At 66.1% G+C, this 26,056-nt stretch carries 20 protein-coding genes and 1 pseudogene; 15 read left to right on the top strand and 6 right to left on the bottom strand.

All coding sequences use genetic code 11. From position 1 onward, the window contains the following. The first annotated feature begins 162 nt into the window (after nt 1–162). From B6S44_RS16505 to B6S44_RS16470, 8 genes are all read left to right on the top strand, one after another. Complete coding sequence (locus tag B6S44_RS16505) at nt 163–1,002, top strand: ABC transporter ATP-binding protein (protein ID WP_129157986.1); 840 nt, start codon at nt 163–165, stop codon at nt 1,000–1,002. Beyond that, nucleotides 999–2,951, top strand: a complete 1,953-nt coding sequence (locus tag B6S44_RS16500; protein WP_248309630.1) for an AMP-dependent synthetase/ligase — start codon at nt 999–1,001, stop codon at nt 2,949–2,951. The genes B6S44_RS16505 and B6S44_RS16500 overlap by 4 nt, the downstream gene beginning before the upstream one ends. Continuing rightward, complete coding sequence (locus B6S44_RS16495; RefSeq protein WP_129157985.1) at nt 2,951–3,838, top strand: branched-chain amino acid ABC transporter permease; 888 nt, start codon at nt 2,951–2,953, stop codon at nt 3,836–3,838. Before B6S44_RS16500 ends, B6S44_RS16495 begins: the two co-directional genes overlap by 1 nt. A gap of 4 nt (nt 3,839–3,842) precedes the next feature. Continuing rightward, nucleotides 3,843–4,916 (top strand): branched-chain amino acid ABC transporter permease, encoded by a 1,074-nt coding sequence (locus tag B6S44_RS16490; RefSeq protein WP_129157984.1) that lies wholly within the window; start codon nt 3,843–3,845, stop codon nt 4,914–4,916. A 37-nt stretch (nt 4,917–4,953) separates the two neighbouring features. After that, complete coding sequence (locus B6S44_RS16485) at nt 4,954–6,216, top strand: ABC transporter substrate-binding protein (RefSeq protein WP_164985857.1); 1,263 nt, start codon at nt 4,954–4,956, stop codon at nt 6,214–6,216. Between the two features lie 52 nt (nt 6,217–6,268). Beyond that, nucleotides 6,269–7,060 (top strand): ABC transporter ATP-binding protein, encoded by a 792-nt coding sequence (locus tag B6S44_RS16480; protein ID WP_129157982.1) that lies wholly within the window; start codon nt 6,269–6,271, stop codon nt 7,058–7,060. Nucleotides 7,061–7,069: 9 nt separating this feature from the next. Next, on the top strand, nt 7,070–8,302 hold the full coding sequence (locus B6S44_RS16475; protein WP_129157981.1) for a phenylacetate--CoA ligase family protein: 1,233 nt from the start codon (nt 7,070–7,072) through the stop codon (nt 8,300–8,302). A gap of 158 nt (nt 8,303–8,460) precedes the next feature. Beyond that, complete coding sequence (locus B6S44_RS16470) at nt 8,461–9,249, top strand: enoyl-CoA hydratase/isomerase family protein (RefSeq protein ID WP_129157980.1); 789 nt, start codon at nt 8,461–8,463, stop codon at nt 9,247–9,249. A 40-nt stretch (nt 9,250–9,289) separates the two neighbouring features. Here B6S44_RS16470 and B6S44_RS16465 read toward each other — a convergent pair whose 3' ends face one another. Beyond that, nucleotides 9,290–10,000 carry an orotate phosphoribosyltransferase gene (locus B6S44_RS16465; protein ID WP_129157979.1) on the bottom strand — a complete coding sequence of 237 codons (711 nt, stop codon included), beginning with the start codon at nt 9,998–10,000 and terminating at the stop codon, nt 9,290–9,292. Nucleotides 10,001–10,359: 359 nt separating this feature from the next. On the opposite strand from B6S44_RS16465, the gene pyrC reads away from it, so the two are divergent. Continuing rightward, nucleotides 10,360–11,454, top strand: coding sequence for a dihydroorotase (pyrC, locus tag B6S44_RS16460; RefSeq protein WP_129157978.1), 1,095 nt, complete (start codon nt 10,360–10,362; stop codon nt 11,452–11,454). A 283-nt stretch (nt 11,455–11,737) separates the two neighbouring features. Here pyrC and purU read toward each other — a convergent pair whose 3' ends face one another. The 3 genes from purU to B6S44_RS16445 form a co-directional block, all read right to left on the bottom strand. Beyond that, a complete protein-coding gene (purU, locus tag B6S44_RS16455; protein WP_129157977.1) occupies nt 11,738–12,601 on the bottom strand; it encodes a formyltetrahydrofolate deformylase in 864 nt (287 codons plus the stop codon). Between the two features lie 212 nt (nt 12,602–12,813). Continuing rightward, the gene (locus B6S44_RS16450; RefSeq protein ID WP_129157976.1) at nt 12,814–14,103 is read right to left on the bottom strand and encodes an amidase; all 1,290 of its coding nucleotides are present in this window, start codon (nt 14,101–14,103) and stop codon (nt 12,814–12,816) included. A gap of 204 nt (nt 14,104–14,307) precedes the next feature. After that, nucleotides 14,308–15,255, bottom strand: a complete 948-nt coding sequence (locus B6S44_RS16445) for a LysR family transcriptional regulator (RefSeq protein ID WP_129157975.1) — start codon at nt 15,253–15,255, stop codon at nt 14,308–14,310. A gap of 126 nt (nt 15,256–15,381) precedes the next feature. Between B6S44_RS16445 and B6S44_RS16440 the strand changes: the two genes are divergently transcribed. The 6 genes from B6S44_RS16440 to B6S44_RS16415 all read left to right on the top strand — a co-directional run bounded on the left by B6S44_RS16440 (nt 15,382) and on the right by B6S44_RS16415 (nt 24,566). Beyond that, the gene (locus B6S44_RS16440) at nt 15,382–16,218 is read left to right on the top strand and encodes an alpha/beta hydrolase fold domain-containing protein (RefSeq protein ID WP_129157974.1); all 837 of its coding nucleotides are present in this window, start codon (nt 15,382–15,384) and stop codon (nt 16,216–16,218) included. A gap of 54 nt (nt 16,219–16,272) precedes the next feature. After that, nucleotides 16,273–17,490, top strand: a complete 1,218-nt coding sequence (locus tag B6S44_RS16435) for an efflux RND transporter periplasmic adaptor subunit (RefSeq protein ID WP_129157973.1) — start codon at nt 16,273–16,275, stop codon at nt 17,488–17,490. Between the two features lie 81 nt (nt 17,491–17,571). Next, on the top strand, nt 17,572–20,754 hold the full coding sequence (locus B6S44_RS16430) for an efflux RND transporter permease subunit (RefSeq protein ID WP_129157972.1): 3,183 nt from the start codon (nt 17,572–17,574) through the stop codon (nt 20,752–20,754). A gap of 195 nt (nt 20,755–20,949) precedes the next feature. Continuing rightward, the gene (locus B6S44_RS16425) at nt 20,950–22,224 is read left to right on the top strand and encodes a hypothetical protein (protein WP_129157971.1); all 1,275 of its coding nucleotides are present in this window, start codon (nt 20,950–20,952) and stop codon (nt 22,222–22,224) included. After that, on the top strand, nt 22,221–23,372 hold the full coding sequence (locus B6S44_RS16420) for a hypothetical protein (RefSeq protein ID WP_129157970.1): 1,152 nt from the start codon (nt 22,221–22,223) through the stop codon (nt 23,370–23,372). The genes B6S44_RS16425 and B6S44_RS16420 overlap by 4 nt, the downstream gene beginning before the upstream one ends. A gap of 288 nt (nt 23,373–23,660) precedes the next feature. Then, nucleotides 23,661–24,566 carry a DUF3108 domain-containing protein gene (locus B6S44_RS16415; protein WP_164985856.1) on the top strand — a complete coding sequence of 302 codons (906 nt, stop codon included), beginning with the start codon at nt 23,661–23,663 and terminating at the stop codon, nt 24,564–24,566. A 33-nt stretch (nt 24,567–24,599) separates the two neighbouring features. Here B6S44_RS16415 and B6S44_RS16410 read toward each other — a convergent pair whose 3' ends face one another. After that, nucleotides 24,600–25,865, bottom strand: coding sequence for an acyl-CoA dehydrogenase family protein (locus B6S44_RS16410; protein ID WP_129157968.1), 1,266 nt, complete (start codon nt 25,863–25,865; stop codon nt 24,600–24,602). 88 nt (nt 25,866–25,953) lie between these two features. Then, nucleotides 25,954–26,056 (bottom strand): annotated as a pseudogene (locus B6S44_RS16405) (IS110 family transposase); the annotation flags it as partial.

The raw sequence follows: 26,056 nt of genomic DNA, 5'->3' as shown, positions 1-26,056 counted from the left end.
CTGCATTGAGCTGACGCTTAGACAGACAACAAACCAGCGCAGCCGGGGAGGACATCGTGGGAGAAGACGCCGTTCATCCGGCGGTGCCGCGCGTGCGCCGGGTACCCGTTAATGCTGTGGCAGCGATCGTTGGCTGCAGCGTCCGGATGGCGGGCGCTTCGGATGAATGACGCTCAATATCGCCCTCTGGCGAGCGTGGCGGACGCTCCCGTTGCGCTCTCCTGTACCGGGATCGAGCGCAGCTTCGGCGGCCTGCGTGCGCTGAAGGGCGTGTCTCTCGATGTCCGCAAGGGCGAAATTCTCGGTCTGGTCGGCCCGAACGGCTCCGGCAAGACCACGATGGTCAACGTGATCACCGGCTTCTACCCGCCCAATGCCGGCAAGGTGACCCTTTTCGGCGAGGACATCACCGCGCTGAAGCCGCATCGCATCGCTGCCCGCGGCGTCGCCCGCACCTTCCAGAATCTCGCTCTGTTCAAGGGCATGAGCGTTCTCGACAACATCCTGATCGGCCGCCACACCCACATGAAGCCGAGTGCGCTCGGGGCCTTGTTCTACTGGTGGTGGGCGGAGCGCGAGGAGCTGGCCCATCGCCGGGTCGTCGAAGAAGTCATCGAGTTCATGCAGCTCCAGGACATTCGCGACGAACCGGTCGAGGTCATCCCGCTCGGCCTGCAGAAGCGCGTCGAACTGGCGCGGGCGCTGGTCGCCGAACCGCGTCTCCTGATCCTGGACGAGCCCATGGCCGGCATGAACCAGGAAGAGAAGGAATATATCGCCCGCTTCATCCTCGATGCGCAGGAAGCGCGCGGCGTCACCATCCTGATCATCGAGCACCACATGGACGTCGTCACCTCGATCTGCGACCGCGTCGTCGTGCTGAGCTATGGCGAGGTGATCTCGGAAGGCGAGCCGCAGGCGGCGATCTCGCATCCGAGCGTGGTCAGCGCCTATCTCGGCGAGCGCGCCGCCAAGCGCCACCAGGCGGGGAGCGCGGCATGATGGCGGCGCTCGGCATCGACCGTGAGAGCGGGCGTTGGCCCGTCGCGGCGGACGGCACGCCCGCGACCCTGATCGCCGCGCTCGCCCGCAACGCCGCCGAGTTCGGCGACCGCGTCGCCTTCCGCGAGCGGCGCTACGGCATCTGGCAGGAGCAGAACTGGCGCGAGGTCTTCGACGAGATCGCCGCCATGGCTGCCGGGCTGGAAGAGGCCGGACTGGTGGCCGGCGCCGCGATGACGGTGATCGGCGACAACCGCCCGCGGCTCTATTACGCCATGCTCGCCGCCAACATGCTGCGGGCCTTCCCGTCGCCGGTGTTTCCGGACGTCCCACTGGAAGAGCTGATCGCCGCGACCCTGCATGGAACGCCGCCCGTCGGCGTGGCCGAGGATCAGGAGCAGGTCGACAAGCTGCTTGAGCTCAGGGCCGCGACCGGGCGCGTCGCGACGATCCTCTATGACGACGAGCGCGGGCTCGATAGCTACGATCTGCCCGGGTTGATGTCGCTCGATACGCTGGTGGCGAAGGGGCGCGAACGGTTGGCGCGCGAGCCGGAACTCCGCGATCGCTTCGTCCAGGCGCCGCAGGCCGACGACATCTCGGTGCTGCTGCACTCCTCCGGCACGACCGGCCTGCCCAAGGGCATCCCGCTGCGCCATCGCAACGTCACCGGCGGCCTGCTCAATGCCGGCCGCAGCGGCTATTTCCACCAGCACGAGGAACTCTACGCCTATCTGCCGACGGCCTGGGTCGGCGACTTCGTCTTCACTCTGGGCGCCGGCATGATGATGGCGGCGACGATCAATATCCCGGAGCGCCAGGAGACGGTGATGCGCGACCTGCGCGAGGTCTCGCCGACCTTCTATCTCGCCGCGCCGCGCGCCTGGGACCAGATGCTGACCCGCGTCCAGGTCGGCATGAAGAACTCGACGCCGTTCAAGCGCTGGCTCTTCGAGACGACCATGGAGCGCGCCGTTGCCTTCGAGCGCAAGCGCCTCGCTGGTGGCACGCTGACGCTGAAGGAGAAGCTGCTCGACGCGGTCGGCGACGTGCTGGTCTATGCGCCGCTGCGCGACCATCTCGGGCTCGGCCGGGCCGAGCGCGCCTTCACTGGCGGCGAGGCGCTTGGCGAGGACACTTTCCTGTTCTTCCGGGCGCTCGGCATCAAGCTGAAGCAGTTCTACGGCCAGACCGAGACCTGCGCGCTGACGGCGGCGCAGACCGAAGGCCAGGTCAAGCTCCATACTGTCGGCCGGCCGATGGAGGGCAGCGAGATCCGCATCGACGAGAGCGGCGAGATCCTGGTGCGCTCCACCTCGGTGGTCGATGGCTACTATGACGACCCCGATAGTAGCGCTAAGGCGCTGGTCGATGGCTGGCTGCACACCGGCGATGCCGGGCGCATCGACGAGGACGGCCAGCTCGTCGTGCTCGGCCGCGTCAGCGAAGTCGTGCGCACGGCTTCCGGCGAGCGCTATATCCCGAACTTCATCGAGAACCGGCTGAAGTTCAGCCCCTATATCCGCAATGTCGCGGTGATCGGCGCCGGGTGCGACCAGCTCACCGCGATCATCTGCATCGATTTCGACGCGGTCGGCCATTGGGCCGAGGAGCGCGGCATCTCCTACACCTCCTATGCCGAGCTCTCGCAGGGAACCGAGGTGCAGGGGCTGATCGGCCAGGTGGTCAGGCACGTCAACGGCACGCAGCCGGACGGCCTGCGCATTCGCCGCTTCGTCAACCTGCACAAGGACTTCGACGCCGACGACGGCGAGATCACCCGCACCCGCAAGCTGCGTCGCAACACCATCGAGACCACCTACGCCTCGCTGATCGCGGCGCTCTATGGCGGGCTCGAGGAGAGCGTGTTCGAGGCCATCATCACCTATGAGAACGGCGAGCACGGCGTGATCCGGCGGACGCTCAGGATCAGTGAGGTCGTCGCCTGATGGACTGGATCCTGCTCGCGGAACTCTCGACCAACGGCATCTTCGTCGGCCTGATGTACGCGCTGGTCTCGCTCGGCATCGTGCTGATCTACAAGACCTCCGGCACCGCCAATCTCGCCCAGGGCGCGATCGCCATGACCGGCGGCTACGTCACCTGGGCGCTCGCCACTCTGGTCGGGCTGCCGATCTGGCTGGCGATCCCGGCAGCGCTCGTCATCATGTTCGGCTTTGGCCTGCTGATGGAACGCATCGCGCTGCGCCGGATGATCGGCCAGCCGGTGATCATGACGATCATGCTGACGCTCGGCGTCGAGATCATGCTGCGCGGCGTTCTTCCCGGCGTCTTCGGCGCCGCGGTCAAGCGCCTCGACATCGGCATGCCGCAGCAGCCGCTCTTCGTCGGCGAGCTCCTGCTCAACCGCTCCACGATGATCGGCGGCTCGATCTCGCTGCTGCTGATCCTGCTCTCGCTGTTCTTCTTCAATTCGCGCTTCGGCGTGGTGATGCGGGCCGTCGCCGACGACCAGACCGCCTCCTGGTCGGTCGGTATCAGGGTCGAGCGCGCGATCGCCGTCGCCTGGGGGCTGGCTGCCGTCTCCGCCACCGCTGCCGGCGTGCTCTGGGGCAGCACGCAGGGCGTCGACTGGTCGCTCTCTCTGCTGCTGATCAAGGCGCTCGCCATCGCGATCCTTGGCGGCCTCGACTCGATCCCCGGCGTGCTGATCGCCGGCGTCATCGTTGGCGTGGCCGAGAGCCTTGCCACCGGCGTGCTCGATCCGCTCGTCGGCGGCGGCTCGCGCGATGTCGTCGCGGCCGTGATCATCCTGGTGACGCTCCTGCTCAAGCCGCACGGCCTGTTCGGCCGCCACCATATCGAGAGGGTCTGACGCCGTGTTCTATCGTCGCGCCGGGATCCGCCACACGCGCTATCAGGACGAGCGCCAGCTGTTTCCGCTCGGCTTCGACCGCGGCCTGATCATTGCGGTCCTCGCCATCCTGCTGGCGGCGCCATTCCTGTTCGACCGGCTCTATGTCTCCGGCTATCTGCTGCCCTGGCTGATCTGGACCTCGGCGGCACTCGGCCTCAACCTCCTGATGGGCTGGTCCGGCCAGATCCATCTCGGCTATGGCGCGGTGATGGGCATCGGCGCCTATGGCTCGGTGCATCTGGTGCGTCTCGGCGTACCGCTCGAGATCGCGATGATCGCCGGCGGCCTGCTCAGCGCCACCATCGGCACGATGTTCGGCGGTGCGGCCCTGCGCATGAAGGGCATCTATTTGGCCATGGCGACGCTCGCCATGCAGTACGTCGTCGACTTCGTCATCTCGCATTCGTCGGTGATCAGCGGTGGCTCGCTGGCGACGTTGCAGGTGCCGCCGGTCAGCTTCCTCGGCATTCCGCTGCAGGGCGAGGTACCGACCTATTATCTCGCGCTCGGCGTCTGCTTCGTCATCACCCTGTTCATGCTGAACGTCAGGCGCACCAGCTTCGGCCGGGCGCTGGCGGCGCTACGCGAGAAGGACTACGCCGCGCAGATCCTCGGTATCTCGACCTTCCGCTACAAGCTGCTCGCCTTCTGGGTCTCGTCCTTCATCGGCGGCGTCGTCGGCTCGGTGCTGGCGGTGACCTATCTTAGGGCGATCTCGCCCGACCAGTTCCACATCGAGCTCTCGATCCAGATCCTGGCGATGATCATCGTCGGCGGCCTCGGCAGCGTGCTCGGGCCGTTCTTCGGCACGGCATTGATCCTGTTTGCACCGATCCTGCTCAACAACCTGCTCGGCGCCGCCGCCGGCACCTTCGGCCTGTCCTTGCCGATCGACCTGCGCGCCCATCTGCCGCTGATGGCCTATGGCGCACTGGTGATCGGCTTCCTGCTCTACGAGCCGCTCGGCCTCGCCAAGATCTACGCCAATTTCCGCAACTATTTGCTCGTCTGGCCGTTCCGCCATGCCCAGCGGTGACGGTGCCTCAATCAACGACAGGGCTGGAGGAAACAGGATGTCGCTCGATCGCCGTTCTTTCATCGCCGGCTCGGCCGCGCTGGCCGCGCCGCTCGCCCTGCCGGTCCAGGTCTTCGCCCAGGAGAAGATCGTCCGCTTCACGCTGCCGCAGGATTTCACCCGGATCTACACCTTCGTCACCTCGGAATATAACCAGGGCCAGCGCGACTACTTCACGCTGGTCAACGACCGCGGCGGCATCGGTGGCTACAAGATCGTCGCCGACATTACCGACCACGCCAACGACCTGCCGCGCGCCATCGAGGCCTATGAGCGCGGCAAGCGCGAGGGCGCCGTGCTGATCGACCCGCTCTCGACCCCGGTGGCGCGGGCTCTGGTGCCTCGCGCGCTCGAGGACAAGATCAACATGATCACCGCCTATTCCGGCCGCAGCGACGCGGCCGATGGCAGCGCCTTCCCCTATGTCCTGCCGCTCTCGATCAACTACTGGACCCAGGCCGGCCTGATCATCGAGCAGTTCAAGAAGACCGAGAAGGGCAGCCTCAAGGGCAAGAAGATCGTCTTCGTCCATATCGACACGCCCTTCGGCAAGGAGCCGCTGCCGATTCTCAACGTGCTCGCCAAGAAGGAAGGCTATGAGCTCGCCGCTTTCCCCTATACGCCGCCGGGCAACGACCAGTCGGCGATCTGGCCGCAGGTGCGCCGCGCCAGGCCCGATTTCGTGATCTTCTGGGGCGCCGGCGTCGGCCAGACCGTTGCGCTGACCGAGGCGATCCGCAACGGCCTGCCGATGGACCGGGTCTCGGGCAGCGTCTGGCTGTCGGAATCCGACATGGACGTGGTCGGGCGCGAGGCGGCCAAGGGCGTGATGAAGGTCGAGCCCTGCGTCGGCGGCCGCGAGCCCAAGGTGATCAAGGACATCCTGGCCGACGTCGTCGGCAAGGGCAAAGGCGCCGGCCCCGAGAACAAGGTCGGCACCGGCTACTACAACTACGGCGTCCAGATGGCGACGCTGATGGTCGAGGGCGTGCGCAAGGCGGCCGAGAAGGCCCCGAACGGCCCGGTCACCGGCCCCTGGCTCAATGAGGGCCTGCGCTCGATCACCAACTTCACCGCCGACGGCCTGCTGCCGCCGACCACGATCACCAAGGACGACCACCAGGGCGGCGGCATGGGCCGGATCGCGCGCTGGGACGGCGCCAAGTTCGTGCCGATCACCGACTGGTACTCCGCCAACCAGGACGTGGTCTGGGAGGAGATCCGCAAGAACTCGGAAGAGTTCAAGAAGTCCGGGAAATGACGGGGCCAGGGCGGCGCGAGTTCATTGCGCCGCCCCTTTTCGGATCGGGCCGATGACGCTGCTGGCGCTGAACAATATCGAGATCGTCTACGATCAGGTCTTCCTCGCGGTGCGCGGCGTCTCGATCGAGGTGCCCGAGAAGGGTCTCGTCGCCGTGCTCGGCGCCAACGGCGCCGGCAAGAGCACGGTGCTGAAATCGATCTCGGGCCTGCTCAAGCCCGAGCGCGGCGCTGTCACGCGCGGCGAGATCAGTTTCGAGGGTCGCTCGATTCTCGCGGTCGACCCGCCCGATCGCGTGCGGCTCGGCATCGTCCATGTGCTCGAAGGCCGGCGCGTCTTCGGCCATCTGACGCCGAAGGAGAACCTGATCGCGGCCGCGACCATGCATCGCGAGCGCGGCCATGTCACAGCGCTGATCGACCGGATGTTCGAGACCTTCCCGCGTCTCGCCCAGCGCGCCAAGGCCGAGGCCGGCTATCTCTCCGGCGGCGAGCAGCAGATGCTGGCGATCGCCCGCGCCTTGATGACCGAGCCGCGCCTCCTGATGCTCGACGAGCCGAGTCTGGGCCTCGCGCCTTTCCTCGTCGACGAGATCTTCGACATCATTCGGGGCGTCAACGAGCGCGACGGCGTCGCCGTGCTCCTGGTCGAGCAGAATGCGACGGCGGCGCTGGAGATCGCCCAGTACGGCTACCTGATCGAGAATGGCCGCATCCTGATGAGCGGCGAGGCTGCAGTGCTGAGCGCCAATCCTGACGTCGCCGACGCCTATCTCGGCGGCCACCAGAAGGTCGACTATCACGCGGTCAAGCACTACCGGCGCCGCAAGCGCTGGCTCGCCTGAGAGACTGCGATGGCCAAGCATTACGACCGGCTGGAAACCCGCGCACCCGCACGCCGCGAGGCCGATCTGTTCAGGCGGCTGCCCCAGGTGATCGCGGCGGCTCAGCGGCTGCCAGCCTGGCGCCGGCATCTGCGCGGCGTCGATCCCGAAGCGGTAACCGACCGGGCGACGCTCGCCTGCCTGCCGGTGCTGCGCAAATCCGACCTGCCGGCGACCCAGCGCGCGAAGCTGCCCTTCGGCGGGCTGTTGCCCGGCCGCCCCAGCGATTATCGCCGGCTGATGATGTCGCCGGGGCCGATCTTCGAACCCGAGCGCCATGACGACGATCCCTGGCGGGTCGCCCGCGCACTTGCGGCGACCGGCGCCGGCCGCCGCGACATCGTGCTCAACACCTTCTCCTATCACCTGACGCCCGGCGCCTGGTGCTTCGATGCCGGCGCGCGCGTCCTCGGCTGCGCCGTGATCCCAGCCGGACCGGGCAATAGCGACGCCCAGCTCGACCTGATCGAGGCCTACCGGCCGACGCTCTATGCCGGCGTGCCGGATTTCCTGAAGATCCTGCTCGATCTCGGCGCGGCGCGCGGGCGCGATCTCTCCTCGCTGAAGCGGGCGGTGGTCTCCGGCGCGGCCTTCCCGCCCTCGCTGCAGGCCGAGTTCCGCGAGCGCGGCATCGACGCCTATCAGTGCTACGCTACGGCGGAATGCGGCATCATTGCCTATGAGACGCCGGCCCGCGAAGGCCTCGTCCTCAACGAGGACATCATCGTCGAGATCCTGCGGCCCGGCACCGGCCAGCCGGTGGCGGAAGGCGAGGTCGGCGAGATCGCGGTGACCATCCTCGATCCGAACAAGCCATTGATCCGCTTCGCCGTCGGCGATCTCACCGCGGCGCTTCCGGGACGCTCGCCCTGCGGACGTACCAATCAGCGCATTCGCGGCTGGCTCGGCCGGGCCGACCAGTCAGCCAAGGTCAAGGGCATGTTCGTCCGGCCCGAGCAGGTCGCGGCTGTCGCCGCACGGCATCCCGAGCTCGGACGCTGCCGGCTGGTGGTGACGCGCGCCGGCGAGACCGATGCGATGTGCCTCAGGGCTGAGGCCGCCACGCCGGGGATAGGGCTCGCCGAGGCGGTGAAAGCCTCGGTGCGCGAGGTCTTCAAGCTGAGCGGTGCCGTCGAGCTGGTGGCGCCGGGGATTTTGCCGAACGACGGCAAGGTGATCGACGATACCAGGGCCCCGGGGTGAGGTGCCAACCATTGGGCGTCATCCCGGACAAGCGGCGTAGCCGCGCAGCTCCGGGATCCATCGGAGGGCTCTGGAGCTCTACGATGGATTCCGGCGTTCCGCTTCGCTCCAGCCGGAATGACGAGGTAATTTGAGCTTTGACGGCGAGAGGTGACGTGATGAGCGATCCGGCAGGCGAGGTGGTGATCACGGAGCGGCATGGCCCGGTGCTGACCGTGACCATGAACCGTCCCAAGGTGCTCAACGTCCTTGACGAGGCGATGGCCGATGCCTTGGTCGCGGCCTTCTCGGGACTCGCCGCCGACGCATCGATCCGCGCCGTCATCCTGGCCGGGACAGGGCGTTCCTTCATGGCGGGCGGCGATCTCGCCCGCTTCCAGGCCGATCTTCCCGGCGCGCCGCAGACCGCGACACTGCTGATCGACCGCTTCCACACGCTGATGCGCCTGATCAAGGCGATGCCACAGCCGGTGATCGCGGCGGTGCAGGGACCGGTCGCCGGCGGCGGCGTCGGGCTCGCCTTCGCCTGCGACCTCGTCGTGGCGGCGCAGGATGCGAGCTTCCTCTCGGCCTACACCAAGCTCGGCACCAGCCCCGATGGCGGCACGACCTGGACGCTGACGCAATTGCTCGGCCCGCGCCGGGCATTGGAATTCGTCCTGCTCAACGAGGCGGTGGATGCCGAGAGCGCGCTCCGGCTCGGCCTCATCAGTCGGATCGTGCCGAATGGCGAGCTGATGGAGACCGCGCGGGCCATGGCGGAGAAGCTTGCTCGCGGCAGTGTCGGTGCGCAAGGGGCGAGCAAGGCGCTGGTCCAGGCTGCGACGCTTGGCTCGTTCGACGAACAGCTCGAGCTGGAGAAAAAGGCCTTCGTCGCCAATGCCGGCACAGCGGATTTCCGCGAGGGCATCGCCGCCTTCTTCGCGCGGCGGCCGCCGAAGTTTTGAGGCAGCGGGCTTGTCGCCCGCCGCCCTGCCAAATTTCGTCTCAGCCGGTCTTGGCCTGGTTGAAGTCCGAGATGCCGCCATGGGCGGCCGACCACTTGGCCGGCTCGTTGAGGAAGCTCTCGACCTCGTCCAACACCTTCGGCTCGAAATGGCCGCTCGCCTTGGCGACCTTGAGCACGTCCCACCAGGTGGTGAGATAGTGCAGGCCGACGCCGATCTCCTGCATCATCGCGCGCCCCTGCGGGAAGATGTCGTAGTAGAACAGCACGAAGCAGTGATCGACCTTGGCGCCGGCGTCGCGCAGCGCCTTGCAGAAATTGACCTTGCTGCCGCCATCGGTGGCGAGATCCTCGACCAGCAGCGTGCGCGCGCCCTCGACCACCTCGCCTTCGATCTGGGCATTGCGGCCGAAGCCCTTGGGCTTCTTGCGGACATACTGCATCGGCAGCGAGAGCCGGTCGGAGATCCAGGCAGCGAAGGGGATGCCGGCCGTCTCGCCGCCGGCGACGATGTCGATCGATTCATAGCCGATATCGCGCACGATGGTGGTCGCCGCAAAGTCGATCAGCGAGGAGCGCAGCCGCGGGAAGGAGATGATCTTGCGGCAGTCGATATAGACCGGGCTGGCCCAGCCCGAGGTGAAGATGAAGGGCTTGTCGCTGTAGAAGTGGACCGCCTTGATTTCGAGCAGCATCTTGGCCGCTTCGAGCGCGATGGTCTCCCGGTCGACCGGCATGTAGAGATTGGGCATGGTCTGGTTCTCCAGGGCCAGCGCGCGCCAGCCTTCGCCGTTTGCAGGCGTTGGCGCGGCTCTGATCAAATTCGCAAACGGGCCCCTTCTCGACAGGTTGCCGGTGAAGGTCAATCCCCGCCGCGCGCCTTGCACAAGCAACGTCCCTTTCCAATTCGTCATTCCGGCCGCAGCGAAGCGGCGTGCCGGAATCCATCGTAGAGCATCAAGCCCTACGATGGATTCCGGAGCTGCGCCGCTTCGCGGCTTGTCCGGAATGACGGATGATGTCGACCTGCATCTCAGACATGGCCGACATAGGAAAAACGGCGCTATGGAGAAGCGGCGGATTCGCGCCGCGAAGACCACAGGGGCAGGGCATGAGCGTCACGGAACTCTTCGGCAGCAGTGAGGCCCAGGTCGCCGGCAGCTTCGAGACGCTGACGATCCGCCGTCCGGACGACTGGCACGTGCATTTGCGCGACGGCGCCATGCTCAAGGCGGTACTGCCCTTCACCGCGACCCAGTTCAAACGCGGCATCATCATGCCGAACCTGGTCCCACCAGTGACCAGCGTCGATGCCGCCAGCAGCTATCGCGAGCGCATCCTCGCCGCGCGGCCCGAGGGCAGCGACTTCACCCCGCTGATGACCTGCTATCTCACCGATACGACGGATCCGGGCGAGATCGAGCGCGGCTTCAGGGAGGGCGTCTGGGCCGCCGCCAAGCTCTACCCGGCCGGCGCCACCACCAACGCCCATCACGGCGTCACCAGCATTCCGAAGCTCGCCCCGGTGCTGGAGCGGATGGAGAATATCGGCATGCCGGTCCTCGTCCATGGTGAGGCGACCGATCCCGCCGTCGACATCTTCGACCGCGAGGCGGTGTTCATGGAGCAGGAGATGCTGCCGCTGCTGAAGCGGCATCAGGGCTTGAAGGTCGTGGTCGAGCACGTCACCACCGCCGAGACGGTCGATCTCGTGCGCGCCCATGCCGGACGGGCTGCCGGCACGATCACGCCGCACCACCTGATCATCAACCGGACCTCGATCTTCCAGGGGGGCTTGAGACCGCATCTCTACTGCCTGCCGGTCGCCAAGCGCGAGCGCCATCGTCTCGCTCTGCGCAAGGCTGCGACGTCAGGCGACGGCAACTTCTTCATCGGCACCGACACCGCCCCGCATCTGCGCTCAGCCAAGCAGGCTGAATGCTGCTCGGCCGGCGTCTTCGGCGGCGCCACTGCCTTGCAGACCTATGTCCAGGTCTTCGACGAGGAGGGCGCGCTGGATCATTTCGAGGCCTTTGCCTCGCTGAACGGCGCGCGCTTTTACGGTCTGCCGCTGAACGAAGGCACGGTCACGCTGGAGAAGCGGCCCTGCCGGGTCTCGCCCGCCATCGCGGTCGGCGAGGAGGACGTCGTCGTCTTCCGCGGCGGCGAGGAACTGCCCTGGTCACTCGGGGAGGTGAGGGCGTAACGGGCCGCCGCGCTCGTGCTTTCTCCCCTTCTCCCCTTGCGGATGCCTCTGCGAAACACGTGGGAGGCGAAACCCCTCCCCCTTGTGGGGAGGGGCAGGGGTGGGGGGCGTAAAGTCAAAACGAATTCGCGGGAAACTAGGATGATCCGCTTCTACGAGTCGCCTTGCGCCCGGTCGTTCGCCCCCCATCCCCAACCCTTCCCCACAAGGGGGAAGGGAGGAGCGAGGGCGACCAGCCTTTCGCAGAGGAATCCGCACTGGGCGAGGGGACAGGCCGCACCCCTCAATCGGTGAACACCACCGTCTTCTTGCCGTTGAGCACGATGCGGTCTTCGAGATGGTGCGAGACGGCCCGCGCCAGCACGCGCCGCTCGATGTCGCGGCCCTTGCGGACGAGGTCGTCCGGCGTATCGCGATGGCTGATGCGCTCGACGTCCTGCTCGATGATCGGCCCCTCGTCGAGGTCCGGCGTGACGTAGTGCGCTGTCGCGCCGATCAGCTTCACCCCGCGCTCATGCGCCTGGTGATAGGGCTTGGCGCCCTTGAAGCCCGGCAGGAACGAGTGGTGAATGTTGATGCAGCGCCCGGCGAGCTTGGCCGAGAGCCCGTCCGAGAGGATCTGCATGTAGCGGGCGAGCACGACGAGGTCGGTCTTGCTCTCCTGCACGATCCGCCAGATCTCCGCTTCCTGTTCCATCTTGGTCTGGCGCGTCACCGGCAGATGGTGGAAGGGCAGGTCGCCGATATCGGTCGAAGCGATGGCGGCACGCTCATGGTTGGAGACGATTGCTGCGATCTCCATCGGCAGTTCGCCGATCCGCCAGCGATAGATCAGGTCGACCAGGCAATGATCGAACTTCGAGACCAGCAGCAGCACGCGCTTCTTCTTGGCCCGCTCGCTGAGATTGATGGTCATGGAAAAGCGCTGGGCGAGCGCCTCGATGCCGGCGGCGATGGCCTCCTGCGGCTGTGCGCCGTCGAGGCGCACGAAGACGACGCGCATGAAGAAGCGACCGGTTTCGGTGTCGTCATATTGCTGGGCGTCGAGGATGTTGCAGCCGGCCTCGAACAGCAGGGTCGAGACGGCGGCGACGATCCCCGGGCGGTCGGGGCAGGAGAGGGTGAGCACGCTGGTGCGGTCGAGCATGGCATGACGCCGCCGGCGAGGGCGGCCCTTCGATCAGGGATGAGTTTTGGGGCCGAGAGCGAGGCGCGCGACGCGCTGCCGTCAACCTCGGCCGGAGAGGCGCGCGCAGCCACCCGCGGCCGCAAGGGCGGCGGGGAGCGATCCGTGAAGGCTGCGTGCGATCATGGTCCGTGAAGGGCCTACATCCGGAGAACTTGTCAAGCCGAGCGGGTTCAGTGTCCCGCTGCGGCCGGCTCGATCAGCTTGGCGAGGTTGAGCAATTGCCGGTCGCGCCCGGCGACGGCGCTCAGCATCAGCCCGCCCGACAGCTTGTCGCCGAGCGACATCGGCAGCGAGATCGAGCACAGGTCGAACAGGTTGCCGAAGGCGGGATTGCGCAGGATCAGGCGGTTGGCCGTGTGGAAGGCCTCGTCATGGGCCTCCATCGCGGCGATCATCGGCGCCTCGATCGGCACGGTCGGCGCCAGGAAACCGTCGAGCCCGTCGAGCTGGGCAGCGAGCCTTGCGATCAGCGCCCGGCGCCTCTCCATCGCGATGATGTAGTCGGACGCCTTGCAGGGCACGCCGATGGCGATGCGCGCCGCGACGCGCCGGTCATAAGCGTCGCCGTTGCTGGCCATCAGGTCGCGATGCACCGCAGAAGCCTCGACCGTGACGAGCGGCACCGGGCCGATCGCGAACATCTCCTTGTAGAGCCCGTCGAAGTCGACCGGCTCGACCGCGATGCCGAGCCGCGTCACGCGCTCGATCGCCGCCTCATAGGCCCTGGCGACGGAAGGATCTGCCTCGGCCAGGAAGCCGCCGCGCGCCACGCCGAGACGGATGCGGCCGGCGGACATGCCGTCTTCAAGCAGGAAGGGCCGGTCGGCCAGCACCGACAGCAGCCTTGCGCAGCCGGCGACGTCCTTCGCCAGCGGGCCGATCGAATCGAGGCTCGGCGCCAGCGGGAAGCAGCCCTCGGCCGGAACCGTGTTGTGCGTCGGCTTCATCCCGGTGATGCCGTTGAAGGCGGCGGGGATGCGACAGGAGCCACCGGTATCGGTACCGACGGTCAGTTCGGAGGTGCCTTCAGCCACCGAGACCGCTGCGCCGGAGGAGGAGCCGCCGGGGATGCGGGTCTTGTCGAGCGCGCTGCCCGGCGTGCCGAAGGTGGCGTTGAGGCCGATACCGGAGAAGGCGAACTCGCTCATATTGGTCTTGCCGATGATCACTGCACCGGCCCGGCGCAGTCGGGCGACCGAAGGCGCGTCCTGAACTGCCGGGGCTGCGCCTTTCAACGCGCTGGAGCCGGCCCAGGTCGTCACGCCCTTCACGTCGAGCAGGTCCTTGACCGAGACGATGGTGCCGTCGATCGGGCTGAGCTCGAGGCCGGCCCCGCGCCGGCGATCGGCGGCGTCGGCCTCGGCGCGCGCCGTGTCGAGCAGCAGCTTGGTGAAGACCGGGGCGCCGTCGCCGATGCGGGCAAGGTTGGCTTCGAGCTTGTCGCGGACGCTGCGGGACATCGGGCGGACCTGGCTGGTGGACGGGCGCGCGGCGAAAGCCGGCGCATTTGAGTAAGGCACATATTCCCGCGATGGAACCACTGCGTCGTCATTCCGGACCAGCTGCGTCAGCGGCGCAGCTCCGGAATCCATCGTAGAGCGCAGCCCCCTATGATGGATCCCGGCGCTCCGCTTCGCTTCGGCCGGGATGACGGCGCGTAGTCCTCACGCCGCCACGCTCTCCCCGGAGGGCAGGTCCGGCTTGCGCTGGAGCAGATCGTTCGCGGCGAAGATCTCCGCCAGCCAGTCGACGAAGACTCGCACCTTGTTCGAGAGGTGCCGGTTCGGCGGATAGATGATGTGCAGCGGCTTCGGCGCGGTGCACCAGTCGGTCAGGACCGGCACGAGCCGGCCGGCGGCGATGTGTGCCATGGCCATGAAGGTCGGTACCTGCATGATGCCCATCCCGGCGAGTCCGGCGGCGAGATAGCCGGTACCCTCGTTCAGCGAGATCGCATAGTTGCCGTGGATCTCGATGGTCTCGCTGGTGCCGGCGAAGGTGAAGGGCAGGATGCGGCTGGTGCCGGCGCGGCGATAGCCGACGGCGAGGTGGCCATTCTCCAGGTCGCGCGGATGCCGCGGCGTGCCGTGCTTGGCCAGATAGTCCGGCGTCGCGCAGGTGATCAGCATCATCTGGCCGATGCGGCGGGCGATCAGGCTTTGGTCGTCGATCGCACCCGCACGCACGGCGAGGTCGAGATTCTCGCCGACCAGGTCGGCAGGCCGGTCGGACAGCCCCATGTCGATCTGAATCTCGGGATAGCGCGCCAGGAATTGCGGCAGCGCCGGCAGGATGATGTCGGTCGCGAGCGGCACGCTGACATCGATCCTGAGGCGCCCGCTCGGACGCGCCTGCGAAGAAGTCATGCTCTGGTCGAGTTCGTCGATCTCGCCGAGGACGCGCAGCGCCCGCTCGTAATAGGCGGCGCCGTCCATGGTCACGGTGACTCGCCGCGTCGTGCGGTTGAGCAATTGCGCCCGCAAATGCCCCTCGAGCTGCTGGATCAGTTTGGTCACCGTTGGCTTGGGCAGGTCGAGCAGCTGCGCCGCACGGGTAAAGGTGCCGACTTCGACGACGCGCACGAAGGCGCGCATGGCAGTGAGCTGGTCCATCGCAATCCTCGGACGATGCAGCGATTGTTTCCGTACAGAAATAATGTAGGAGCAGATCGGCGGTTTATTAAGGAACAGCATCACCTAAATCATGACGCACCGCAACATTCGTCAGTCGCCCCCGTCATGCTCGCTCCCTCCATCCCCGAAAGCCGCTATCGCCGCGCCGTCTTCTGGCGCGAGCAGAGCGTGCAAGCCGGGCGCGAGAAGCTCGCTGGCCGGCTCTATGCTCCGACGGCAGTGCCGGATGAGGCTGGCCTCGTCGTCCATCTGCATGGCGGCACCTTCGACACCGGCACGCTGGCCTCGGGGGAGGCCGTCGCGACCACGCTGGCCGAGGCCGGTGCGATCGTGATCTCGCTGCCTTACCCGCTGGCGCCCGCCAATCCGTTTCCGCAGGCGCTTGAGGCGACCTATGCGGCGCTGGAAAAGATTGCCCGCGACAAGGCGCGCTGGGTCGGCAAGCACGCGCCCCTCTATGTGGCGGGCGAGGAGGCCGGCGGCAACCTCGCCGCTGCGCTTGCCATGATGGCGCGCGACCGGCACGGCCCGGCGCTCGCCGGCCAGATCCTGTTCTCGCCGATGCTCGATTCCTGCCTCGGCACCTATTCCTTCCGCAACGCCGAGGCTGGGCCGGTCGGCTGCCGCTGGGCCGATGGCTGGCACGCCTATCTCGGCTCGCCTGAGAAGGCCGCGCATCCCTATGCCGCGCCGGTCAATGCCGCGCGGCTCTCCGGTCTTGCCCCGGCCCTGATCGTCACGGCCGAGGACGACCTGTTGCGCGACGAGAGCATCACTTATGCCGGCCGGCTGAAGGCGGCCGGCGTCGATACCACCATCCGCGTCGTTGGCGCGCCGAGCCGCTGGCCGGACGCTTTCGCCGAGGGCCCGTGCGACGGCTCCTGCCTCTGCGCGGCCTGTCATCACATCAGCGAGTTCTTCACCGCGACCGCTCCGCCCTAGCGCGCTGCAGCCGCTCGCCTTCCGACTTTTCTCTTTTGAGCAAGGAATGAACCCATGATTCAGGGAACGATCCGTCACGTCCTGTTGGGCGTCACTCTCGCCGCCGGCGTCTCGCTCGCGGCGCTCGCCGTCGCCGTCAATGGCTCGGGCAAGGCGCAGGGCGATACCGCCCCCGCCGCACCGCCGGCGACTCCGGTATCCGTCGCGCTGGTCGAGCAGCGCGCGCTGGTCGCCTGGGCCGAATTCTCCGGCCGGCTTGAGGCGATCGAGCGCGTCGAGATCCGCTCACGTGTTTCCGGCGTGGTCGAGCAGGTGCACTTCTCGCAAGGCGCGCTGGTCAAGCAGGGCGATCTGCTCGTCAGCATCGACCAGGCACCTTATCAGGCCGAGTTCGAGCGGGCTCAGGCGCAATTGCTCGCCGCCGAGGCGCGCGTTGCGCTCGCCGCGGGCGAGCATGAGCGCGGCCAGAAGCTGATGTCGACGCAGAACGTCTCGCAACGCGACCTCGACACCAGGCTGAACGCGCTCCGCGAGGCGCAGGCGAACGAGCGTGCGATCCGCGCCGCCCTGCAGTCGGCGAGGCTGAATCTGGACTACACCCAGATCCGCGCCCCGATCGGCGGCCGCATCGGCCGACTGGAAGTCACCGTCGGCAATCTCGTCGCCGCCGGCGCCGCTGCGCCGCTGCTGACGACGCTGGTCTCGGTCGATCCGGTCTATGCCGGCTTCAACGCCGACGAAGGCTCGCTGCTCAAGGCGCTGGCGACCCTGCCGGTCGAGCCGGGCAAGCCGCGCGATCTGAAGCGCATCCCGGTGCAGATGACCACCGCGACGAACGAGGCTGCGCCGGTCTCCGGCTATCTCAACTTCGTCGACAACGGCATCGACGCCGCGACCGGCACGGTCCGCGTCCGGGCGATCTTCGACAATCCTGACGGCGCGCTGATGCCCGGCCAGTTCGTGCGCCTGCGCATGGGCCAGGCGAAGTCCGAGCCGGCGCTGGTCATCAACGAGCGCGCCGTCGGCACCGACCAGAACAAGAAGTTCGTCTTCGTCGTCGGCAAGGACCACAAGGCGGTCTGGCGCGAGGTCACGCTCGGCACGGCCGCCGAAGGGCTCCGCATCGTCACCAGCGGGCTGGAAGCCGGCGAGCAGATCGTCGTCAACGGCCTGCAGCGCATCCGCCCGGGCGCCACCGTCGCCCCCGAGCAGGTGCCGATGGCCGAGCGTTCCGAGCTGAAGAAGTCCACGACAGAGCTCGCGCAGCGCTAAAGCGCGCCAGCCTTTCCCAGTTCTATCGCCCCGCCGGCCGCTTCGGGACCGGCGGGGCAGCCGCCTTGAAGGGGCACCCCTATGAACCTCTCGAAGTTCTTCATCGACCGGCCGATTTTCGCCGGCGTCCTCTCTGTCCTGATCTTCCTCGCCGGCCTGCTGGCGCTGCGGGCGCTGCCGATCTCGGAATATCCCGAGGTCGTGCCGCCGACCGTGGTGGTGCGCGCGCAATATCCCGGCGCCAATCCGCGCGTCATCGCCGAGACCGTCGCGACGCCGATCGAGGAGCAGATCAATGGCGTCGAGGGCATGCTCTACATGTCGAGCCAGGCGACGACCGACGGCGTGATGACGCTGAACGTCACCTTCAAGCTCGGCACCGACCCGGACAAGGCCCAGCAGCTGGTGCAGAACCGGGTCAGCCAGGCGGAACCCCGCCTGCCCGAGGAGGTGCGCCGCCTCGGCGTCACCACCATCAAGAGCTCGCCGGACCTGACGATGGTGGTGCACATCACCTCGCCGAACGGCCGCTATGACATGACCTATCTGCGCAACTACGCCGTCCTCAACGTCAAGGACCGGCTGGCGCGCATCGACGGCGTCGGCCAGGTCCAGCTCTTCGGCTCGGGCGACTATTCCATGCGCGTCTGGCTCGACCCGCAGAAGGTCGCCGAGCACGCCCTCTCGCCCTCCGACATCGTGCGCGAGATCCGCGCCCAGAACGTCCAGGCCGCGGCCGGCGTCATCGGCGCCTCGCCGAGCGGGCCGGGGCTCGACCTGCAGCTTTCGGTCAATGCGCAGGGCCGCCTCGCCAGCGAGGGGGAGTTCGGCGAGATCATCGTCAAGACCGCCCCGAGCGGCGCGGTCGTCCGCCTGAAGGACGTCTCCCGCATCGAATTGGGCGCCGCCGACTACGCGCTGCGCTCGCTGCTCAACGGCAAGTCGGCCGTCGCGGTGCCGATTTTCCAGGCGCCGAACTCGAACGCCATCGCCATCGCCGACCGCGTCCAGGAGACGATGCGCGAGATCAAGCAGAACATGCCTGAGGGCGTCGACTACTCGATCGTCTACGACACCACCCAGTTCGTCCGCGCCTCGATCAAGGCGGTGATCACCACGCTGCTCGAGGCGATCGCACTCGTCGTGCTCGTCGTCATCGTCTTCCTGCAGACCTGGCGTGCCTCGATCATCCCGCTCGTCGCCGTGCCGATCTCGGTCGTCGGCACCTTCGCGGTGATGTACCTGCTCGGCTTCTCGATCAACGCGCTCTCGCTGTTCGGCCTCGTGCTGGCGATCGGCATCGTCGTCGACGACGCCATCGTCGTGGTCGAGAATGTCGAGCGCAATATCGAGAACGGGCTGTCGCCGCGCGAAGCCACCTACAAGGCGATGCGCGAGGTCTCGGGCCCGATCATCGCGATCGCGCTCGTCCTCGTCGCGGTCTTCGTGCCGCTCGCCTTCATCAGCGGCCTGACCGGCCAGTTCTACCGCCAGTTCGCGCTCACCATCGCGATCTCGACGGTGATCTCCGCGATCAACTCCCTGACGCTGTCGCCGGCACTCGCCGCATTGCTGCTGCGCGGCCACGATGCGCCTAAGGATGCGCTGACCCGCGGCATGGACTTTCTGTTCGGCTGGTTCTTCCGCGGCTTCAACCGCTTCTTCAACCGCTCCTCGGAGGCCTATGGCGGCGGCGTCACCCGCATCCTCGGCCGCAAGACGGTGATGCTCGTGGTCTATGCCGGCCTCGTCGGCCTGACCGTCGTGCTCTTCCAGAAGGTGCCGTCAGGCTTCGTGCCGGGCCAGGACAAGCAGTACCTCGTCGGCTTCGCGCAGCTGCCCGACGCGGCGACGCTCGACCGCACCGAGGACGTCATCCGCAAGATGGACGCGATCGCGCTGAAGCATCCCGGCGTCGAGAACGCGATCTCGTTCCCGGGTCTGTCGATCAACGGCTTCACCAACTCGTCCAATGCCGGCATCGTCTTCGTCGGCCTGAAGCCCTTCGACCAGCGCAAGACGCCCGAGCTCTCGGGCAACGCCATCGCCATGCAGCTCAACAAGGAGTTCGCCGGCGTCAAGGAGGCGTTCATCGCGATGTTCCCGCCGCCGCCGGTCCAGGGCCTCGGCACCATCGGCGGCTTCAAGCTGCAGATCGAGGACCGCGCCGGCCTCGGCTACAAGGCGCTCGACGAGGCGACCAAGGCCTTCATGGCCAAGGCCGCCGTGGCGCCCGAGCTCGCCGGCATGTTCTCGAGCTTCCAGGTCAACGTGCCCCAGCTCTATGCCGACATCGACCGCACCAAGGCGCGCCAGCTCGGCGTTCCCGTCACCGATGTCTTCGAGACGCTGCAGATCTATCTCGGCTCGTCCTATGTGAACGACTTCAACAAGTTCGGCCGCACCTACACGGTGCGCGTCCAGGCCGATGCGCCCTATCGCGCCTATCAGGAGGACATCGGCAAGCTCAAGGTCCGCTCGAACTCGGGCGAGATGGTGCCGCTCTCGGCCGTGCTCAACGTGCGCACCGATTCCGGCCCCGAACGGGCGATGCGCTATAACGGCTTCCTCAGCGCCGACATCAATGCCGGCCCGGCCCCGGGCTTCTCCTCGGGCCAGGCGCAGGATGCGGTCGAGCGCATCGCGGCCGAGACCCTGCCCAAGGGCTTCGCCTTCGAATGGACCGAGCTGACCTATCAGGAGATCCTGGCCGGCAACTCCGCGCTCCTCGTCTTCCCGGTCGCGATCCTGCTCGTCTTCCTGGTGCTGGCGGCGCAGTATGAGAGCCTGACCCTGCCGGTCGCGATCCTGCTGATCATCCCGATGGGCCTGATGGCGGCGATGGCCGGCGTCTGGTGGAGCGGTGGCGACAACAATGTCTTCACCCAGATCGGCCTCGTCGTCCTGGTCGGACTATCGGCCAAGAACGCCATCCTGATCGTCGAATTCGCGCGTGAGCTCGAATTCGAGGGCAGGACGCCGGTCGAGGCCGCGATCGAGGCCAGCCGCCTGCGCCTGCGGCCAATCCTGATGACCTCGCTCGCCTTCGTCATGGGCGTGGTGCCCCTCGTGCTCTCGACCGGGGCGGGCGCCGAGATGCGCCAGGCAATGGGCATCGCGGTCTTCGCCGGCATGATCGGCGTCACCGCCTTCGGCATCTTCCTGACGCCGGTGTTCTACGTGCTGATGCGGAAGTTGTCGGGCAACAAGCCGCTCAGGCAGCATGGGGTGGAGGGGAAGGGGGAGATGGCTGAGGCGGCTTAGTGGATAGCCGGCGGGGGGGCGGGTAGCCGTACCCTGCTGGCGTCTGCCTCAGTACAGCCCCGTCATGCCTAAGAGCGTGGCGGGGCTGTCCTGTTCCGAAAGCTGTGATCACATGGGGGCTCCTGCCCAAGATGCCGTTGCTGGTACCCTTGGCTTACCATAGGTTGTGCGGAGGGTGGCTGGGGAACATAGATAATGGACGGTGCCGGCAAAAAGGAACTCACTGGAGCTTGGGTAATCCATCACGGTCGAAAGCTCGTGCTCGATGCCAACGGGCCGGCTGAGTTTCCTGCGATTGACGAAGCCGCAAAAGCGGCGTCGCTGCTAACTAAGCTCGGTCAGGCGAATCAGATCAACATCACCAAGAAGGAAGTCCAAGCGATAGCGGTGGCCTCAGGGCTAAACCCAAGGCACGAGCTCAACGGCCTGCTTCAGGTGTTGGAGAAGAAGCGACTAATCCAGCAATCCAGCGATGAAGTATCCGTGCTCGGTGTTACGACGAGAGGCTCGCTTGGTCACGCTGCAGAAATGTATCGGGAGGCCGAGCCAACGCCTTACGAGCAGGCGTCAATCAGTTTGGCTGAGATCGCCTCGGAGGCGCCTGTTCGCAGGTCCGATATCATTCAGAAAATCGGTGACGAGCATAAACTCACCGACAATCAGACCAAAGATTTTCTTGATCGAGCGGAGGCAATTGGCTTCGTCGATAAGGAGGGTGAGGGGGAGCATCGACTGCTCTTCAATGGAAATCTCTTCAGGCGGGATTCAGTCGAGAAGACCCAGAAGGTCTTAGCTTCACTCACTCTGCCGGAACAGAAGCTTGTCACAGAGATCGGGGAACAACTCGGTGGCAGCGGTTGTCTCGCTGCGGCCTATGTGGAAGGCGTTTTGTCGAAGCCACTTTTCGAGAAGCTTGTCGCGGCTGGCGTTTATGATCTCAACCAAGTGACGAATGAGCAGGGTAGCCACGTTTATGTCACTGCCCCTGCAGCGTTCCATAAGTTCGTCGACCCGATGGTGGACGATTGCTTTGATATGGCGAAGTCGCTTGTGGCGGCTCTCACATATGGGATGAAGTCGCGTCCGTCATCCCAAGGCCGGATCAGCATGTTGCCGGCATTGTTGGGGAAACTGATTGCAGACCGAGAAATTGGACCTGCCACCGCAATCGGCCAAGACTACCGAGTGCTGGAGGTGAATCGCGTTGTCCAATTGAGAGCGGACCCACAAAATCCCGGCCGTTTTTTCATGAAGCTGCTGAAAAAGGAAGTCGGGCATCTCGCGCTGCAAGTCCTTACCCAAGGCAACGCTTACGAGCAGTCGCTGAGTGATTTGCCGGGAGCGCCAATGTCGGGCTACGTCGGCCCAGAAGAGAGCCGCGTGACCGTGCGAAGGAAGCAGAGCGCTTTGAGCAAGAGAACAACCCGAGATGTGCTTGAAGCCGTTCGTGGCGGGCGTGTCCTACGATGAGCGAGACGCCTGTCCTTCCGAAGGGATTCGCGCTCGAAGAAATCCTACGTGCCTACTTTCTACGGGCGGGATTCTTCGTGGTCAGAGGCGTACCGTTGCGGGTGGCCGATGAAGATCTGACTGACGTTGATCTTTGGCTATACGAGCGTCCAACCGGAACCTCTCGCCGCGTCCAGATATGCGATATCAAGTATAAGCAGAAACCCAAAGCGGTCGAGCGCATCTTCTGGACTAGCGGGCTAGCGGAAACTCTCGGTGTCGATGGCGCTTATGTTGCGACGACCGATAGCAGGCCGAGCCTTCGCTCGATAGCGAGCAAGCTAGATCTGCAACTGATCGATGGCACCGATATACGGCGGATTCAGAGTAGTACGACAATCTTGTACCCTGAGCGAATGGCCGATGAGCAGCTGATAGCCGAGCTGCAAGAAGTCGACAAAGAATTCCGGAACAAGGACTTTCAGAACGCTAGGATCGATATTCTCTCATCTCTTTCCGAAGGGTTTGGTGCTCCGTCAGCAGTGCGGGCCTTGGAGGCCTTTAGTCGCCTTGCTTCCGCGGTGGTGGGTTATCATCCAAATTCGAAACCAGCTAGAGCAGCTGGACGCCTCGCCTATCTTGCAGCGGCTCTAGCGTGTGAAAGTTTGGACTATGTCAGCGTCAGTGCGGCCTTCAGATCGATGGATGAAAGGCGGAAGCTTATTCTGGATGCGGTTCGGCTTGGGGCACTGAGTAGCGAGCGAGGCCAGTACTCACTAAAGCTAGCAATAGCTCTTATCGAAAAGTATGCGCCGGGAGGCAAGGGAGCCGCCCGCGGGATGGAGACGGCTCTTACGAAGGATTTGGAACGAATTCCTGCTGAGATCATTGCTGACCAGGCCGTCAAACTGCTGAAAGCCGACCAACTCTTTCTAACCGGGCGGGAGCTTGAAATGGCTTGCTATGCCGCCGCTCTGCCGACTTTTGATGGCTTAAGCGTCTCCACCAAATCGATGCTTGGAGCGCTCCTAGACTATGCAAACGTCGATCGGAAACGATTTGCCGATGCTTGGAAGCCTAGCACGCTCCCCTTGGCATCCTCAGAAAGCAAGGCACCCCCAACTCCGCATGACGAAACGCCTCAGCCAAGTCTGTTCACCGACAAATAAGGCTGCGGAGGCACTGCAAGGCAGGACTCTAGCTAAGCTAGCTCGCCGATAAGTCGAAGCTGTAAGCATCTGCAAGCAAGAAGTTGCTCAGCGGCAAGGGGCCGGCGCCAGGAGGAGATGAAGCCCAGCGGCATGTTGCTGGAGCGGCTGCGACCGTAACCCGTCGCGCCTTCGTGCATGGCAGGGCTCTCGTCGTCCGCGCTACAACGGCACATCGCCTCGGCACTGTGACACCGGGCGGTCACGCGGAGGGAAGGGGACCGACCGGTCCTGTGCGGGATGATGCGGATGCTCGGGCGCGACTTCGACAGCGACGACGCCGAGGGGCTGCGAGGCTACGCAGCCTCCCCGGCGAAGGCGACGATGCCCGAGCGCGGCGGGAGGTTGACCGGCATCGCATCGAGGCAGGCAAGGGCCATCGCGGCAAGCGCGCTGATCGCCGGGGCGTTCGCTTGCGCCGTGCCCTCGGCCGCCTCGGCGCGCGAGATGCGCCTTCGCTACGATGTCACGGTGCTGGGCGGGGTCACGCTCGGCGAGATCGAGGTGACCTCGATGCTGGATCGCGCCGGCTATCGCATCGAGATCCGCACGCGCCCTTACCGGGCGGCCCAGCTCGTCGGGGCGGCCGAGCAATCCGGCAAGGTGGAAGGCCGCTGGGGCCGCAGCGGCCCCGAGCCGCGGCTCTATCAAGCGAACGGCTCATGGCGCGGCCGAACTTACGTCAGCGAATTGCACTATCAGCGCGGCGTGCCGACGATCCGGCGGCAGGAGCCCTCGAACGAGGATCGCGAGGCCGTCCCGCCCGAGCTGATCCGCGGCACGGTCGACTCGCTCTCCGGTGTCGCCGGGATGCTCAAGAAGGTGGCGGAGACTGAAGGCTGCGACGGCTCGACGGCGATCTATGACGGCCGCCGCCGCTCGGTCGCGGTCATGACCTCGTCGGCGAAAGTGCAGGTGAGCGACCAGGGCACCTTGAATGGCCGCGGGCTGCGCTGCGGCTTCACCGTCCGGACGATCGCCGGCTTCCGGCATGACGATGATCGCCAGGCGGCGATGCGGCCTTTGAAAGGCTCGGTGCTGATCGCGCTGCGCGAGGGCGGCGAGTTTCCTGTGCCGGTGCGCTTCGAGGTCGAGACGCGCTGGTTCGGCACGGTCGCAGTCCAGCTCGCCGGACCGCCCGTCGCGGCCGATTGAGAGGTTGCGGTCGGTCGATCGGAATGGCTGCCGCTACCCCTTCACCCAGGGCCGCACCACGCCCTGTTCCGCGAAGGTGCTGCGGTTGCTCTCCTTGCGCTTCTTGATCTCGGCGCGGGCGATGGTGCGCAGGTGGACCTCGTCCGGCCCGTCGATGAAGCGCAGCGCCCGGCCCCAGGAGTAGATGAAGGCGAGCGGGGTATCGTTGGAGAGCCCGCCGGCGCCGAACACCTGCATCGCGCGGTCGGCGAGCTTGGTCTGGAGGCGCGTCGCCACGACCTTGATCGCGGAGACCTCGGTGCGGGCGGCCTTGTTGCCGTGCTTGTCCATCATCCAGGCGGCGCGCAGGCAGAGCAGGCGGGCCTGGTCGATCTCCATGCGCCCTTCGGCGATCCAGTCCTGGACATTGGCGTAGTCGGCAAGGTTGCGGCCGAAGGCCTTTCGCTCCAGCGCGCGCTCGACCATCAGCTCGAGCGCGACCTCGCATTGGCCGATCGAGCGCATGCAATGGTGGATGCGCCCCGGCCCGAGCCGCGCCTGCGCCAGGGCGAAGCCCGCTCCTTCCTCGCCGAGCAGATTCGCAGCCGGCACCCTGACCTCGCTGAAGTCGGTCTCGGTATGGCCCTCGATCGAATAGTGGTTCAGCAGCGGCAGGTTGCGCATCACGCTGAGGCCGGGCGAATCCATCGGCACGATGATCATGCTGTGGCGCTTGTGCGGATCGGCGTCGGGGCGCGGATCGGACAGGCCCATGACGATGCAGAATTTCACCTTCGGGTGCAGCGCCCCGGTCGTCCACCATTTGCGGCCATTGATCACGTGGTGGTCGCCGTCGCGGATGATGGTGGTCTGCAGGTTGGTCGGGTCGGAGGAGGCGACGCCCGGCTCGGTGATCCCGACGCAGGAGCGGATCTCGCCGTTCATCAGGGGCACGAGCCAGCGTTCGCGCTGCTCTTGCGTCGCGAACATATGCAGGATTTCCATGTTGCCGGTGTCGGGGGCGTTGCAGTTGAACACCTCCGACGACCAGTAGATCCGGCCCATGATCTCGGCGAGCGGGGCGTATTCGAGATTGGTCAGCCGCGTGCCGGGCTCATCCGGCTTGAGCGCCGGCAGGAAGAGGTTCCACAGCCCTTCGGCCTTCGCCTTGGCCTTGAGGCCGTCGATCAGCGCGCTCGGATAACGCCCGGCCTCGACCTCGTGCTTCCAGGCGGCGTCGGCCGGCTGGATATGGGCGTCCATGAAGGCTTGCAGCCTGCCGCGCAGTTCCTCGACCCTGGCCGAATAGGCGAAATCCATGGTGTTTCTCCTCAGATCCAGGGCGTCATGCTCGGGGAACCCCTCTCCCGGATGGGAGAGGGGCAGGGGTGAGCGACTGTCTTGGTGGTCAAGCGTCTTGTTCGCGCCATGGTTGTTGGTCCCGGATGACGGCATTGAGGATCGTGACGAGTTTTCGGGCCGTCGCGATGATGGCGACGAGCTTTGGCTTT

This window comes from Allobosea sp. Tri-44, assembly GCF_004123845.1.
Classification (GTDB): domain Bacteria; phylum Pseudomonadota; class Alphaproteobacteria; order Rhizobiales; family Beijerinckiaceae; genus Allobosea.
Note: the sequence above shows the minus strand (reverse complement) of the source record. Positions and strands in the feature narration are given on the sequence as shown.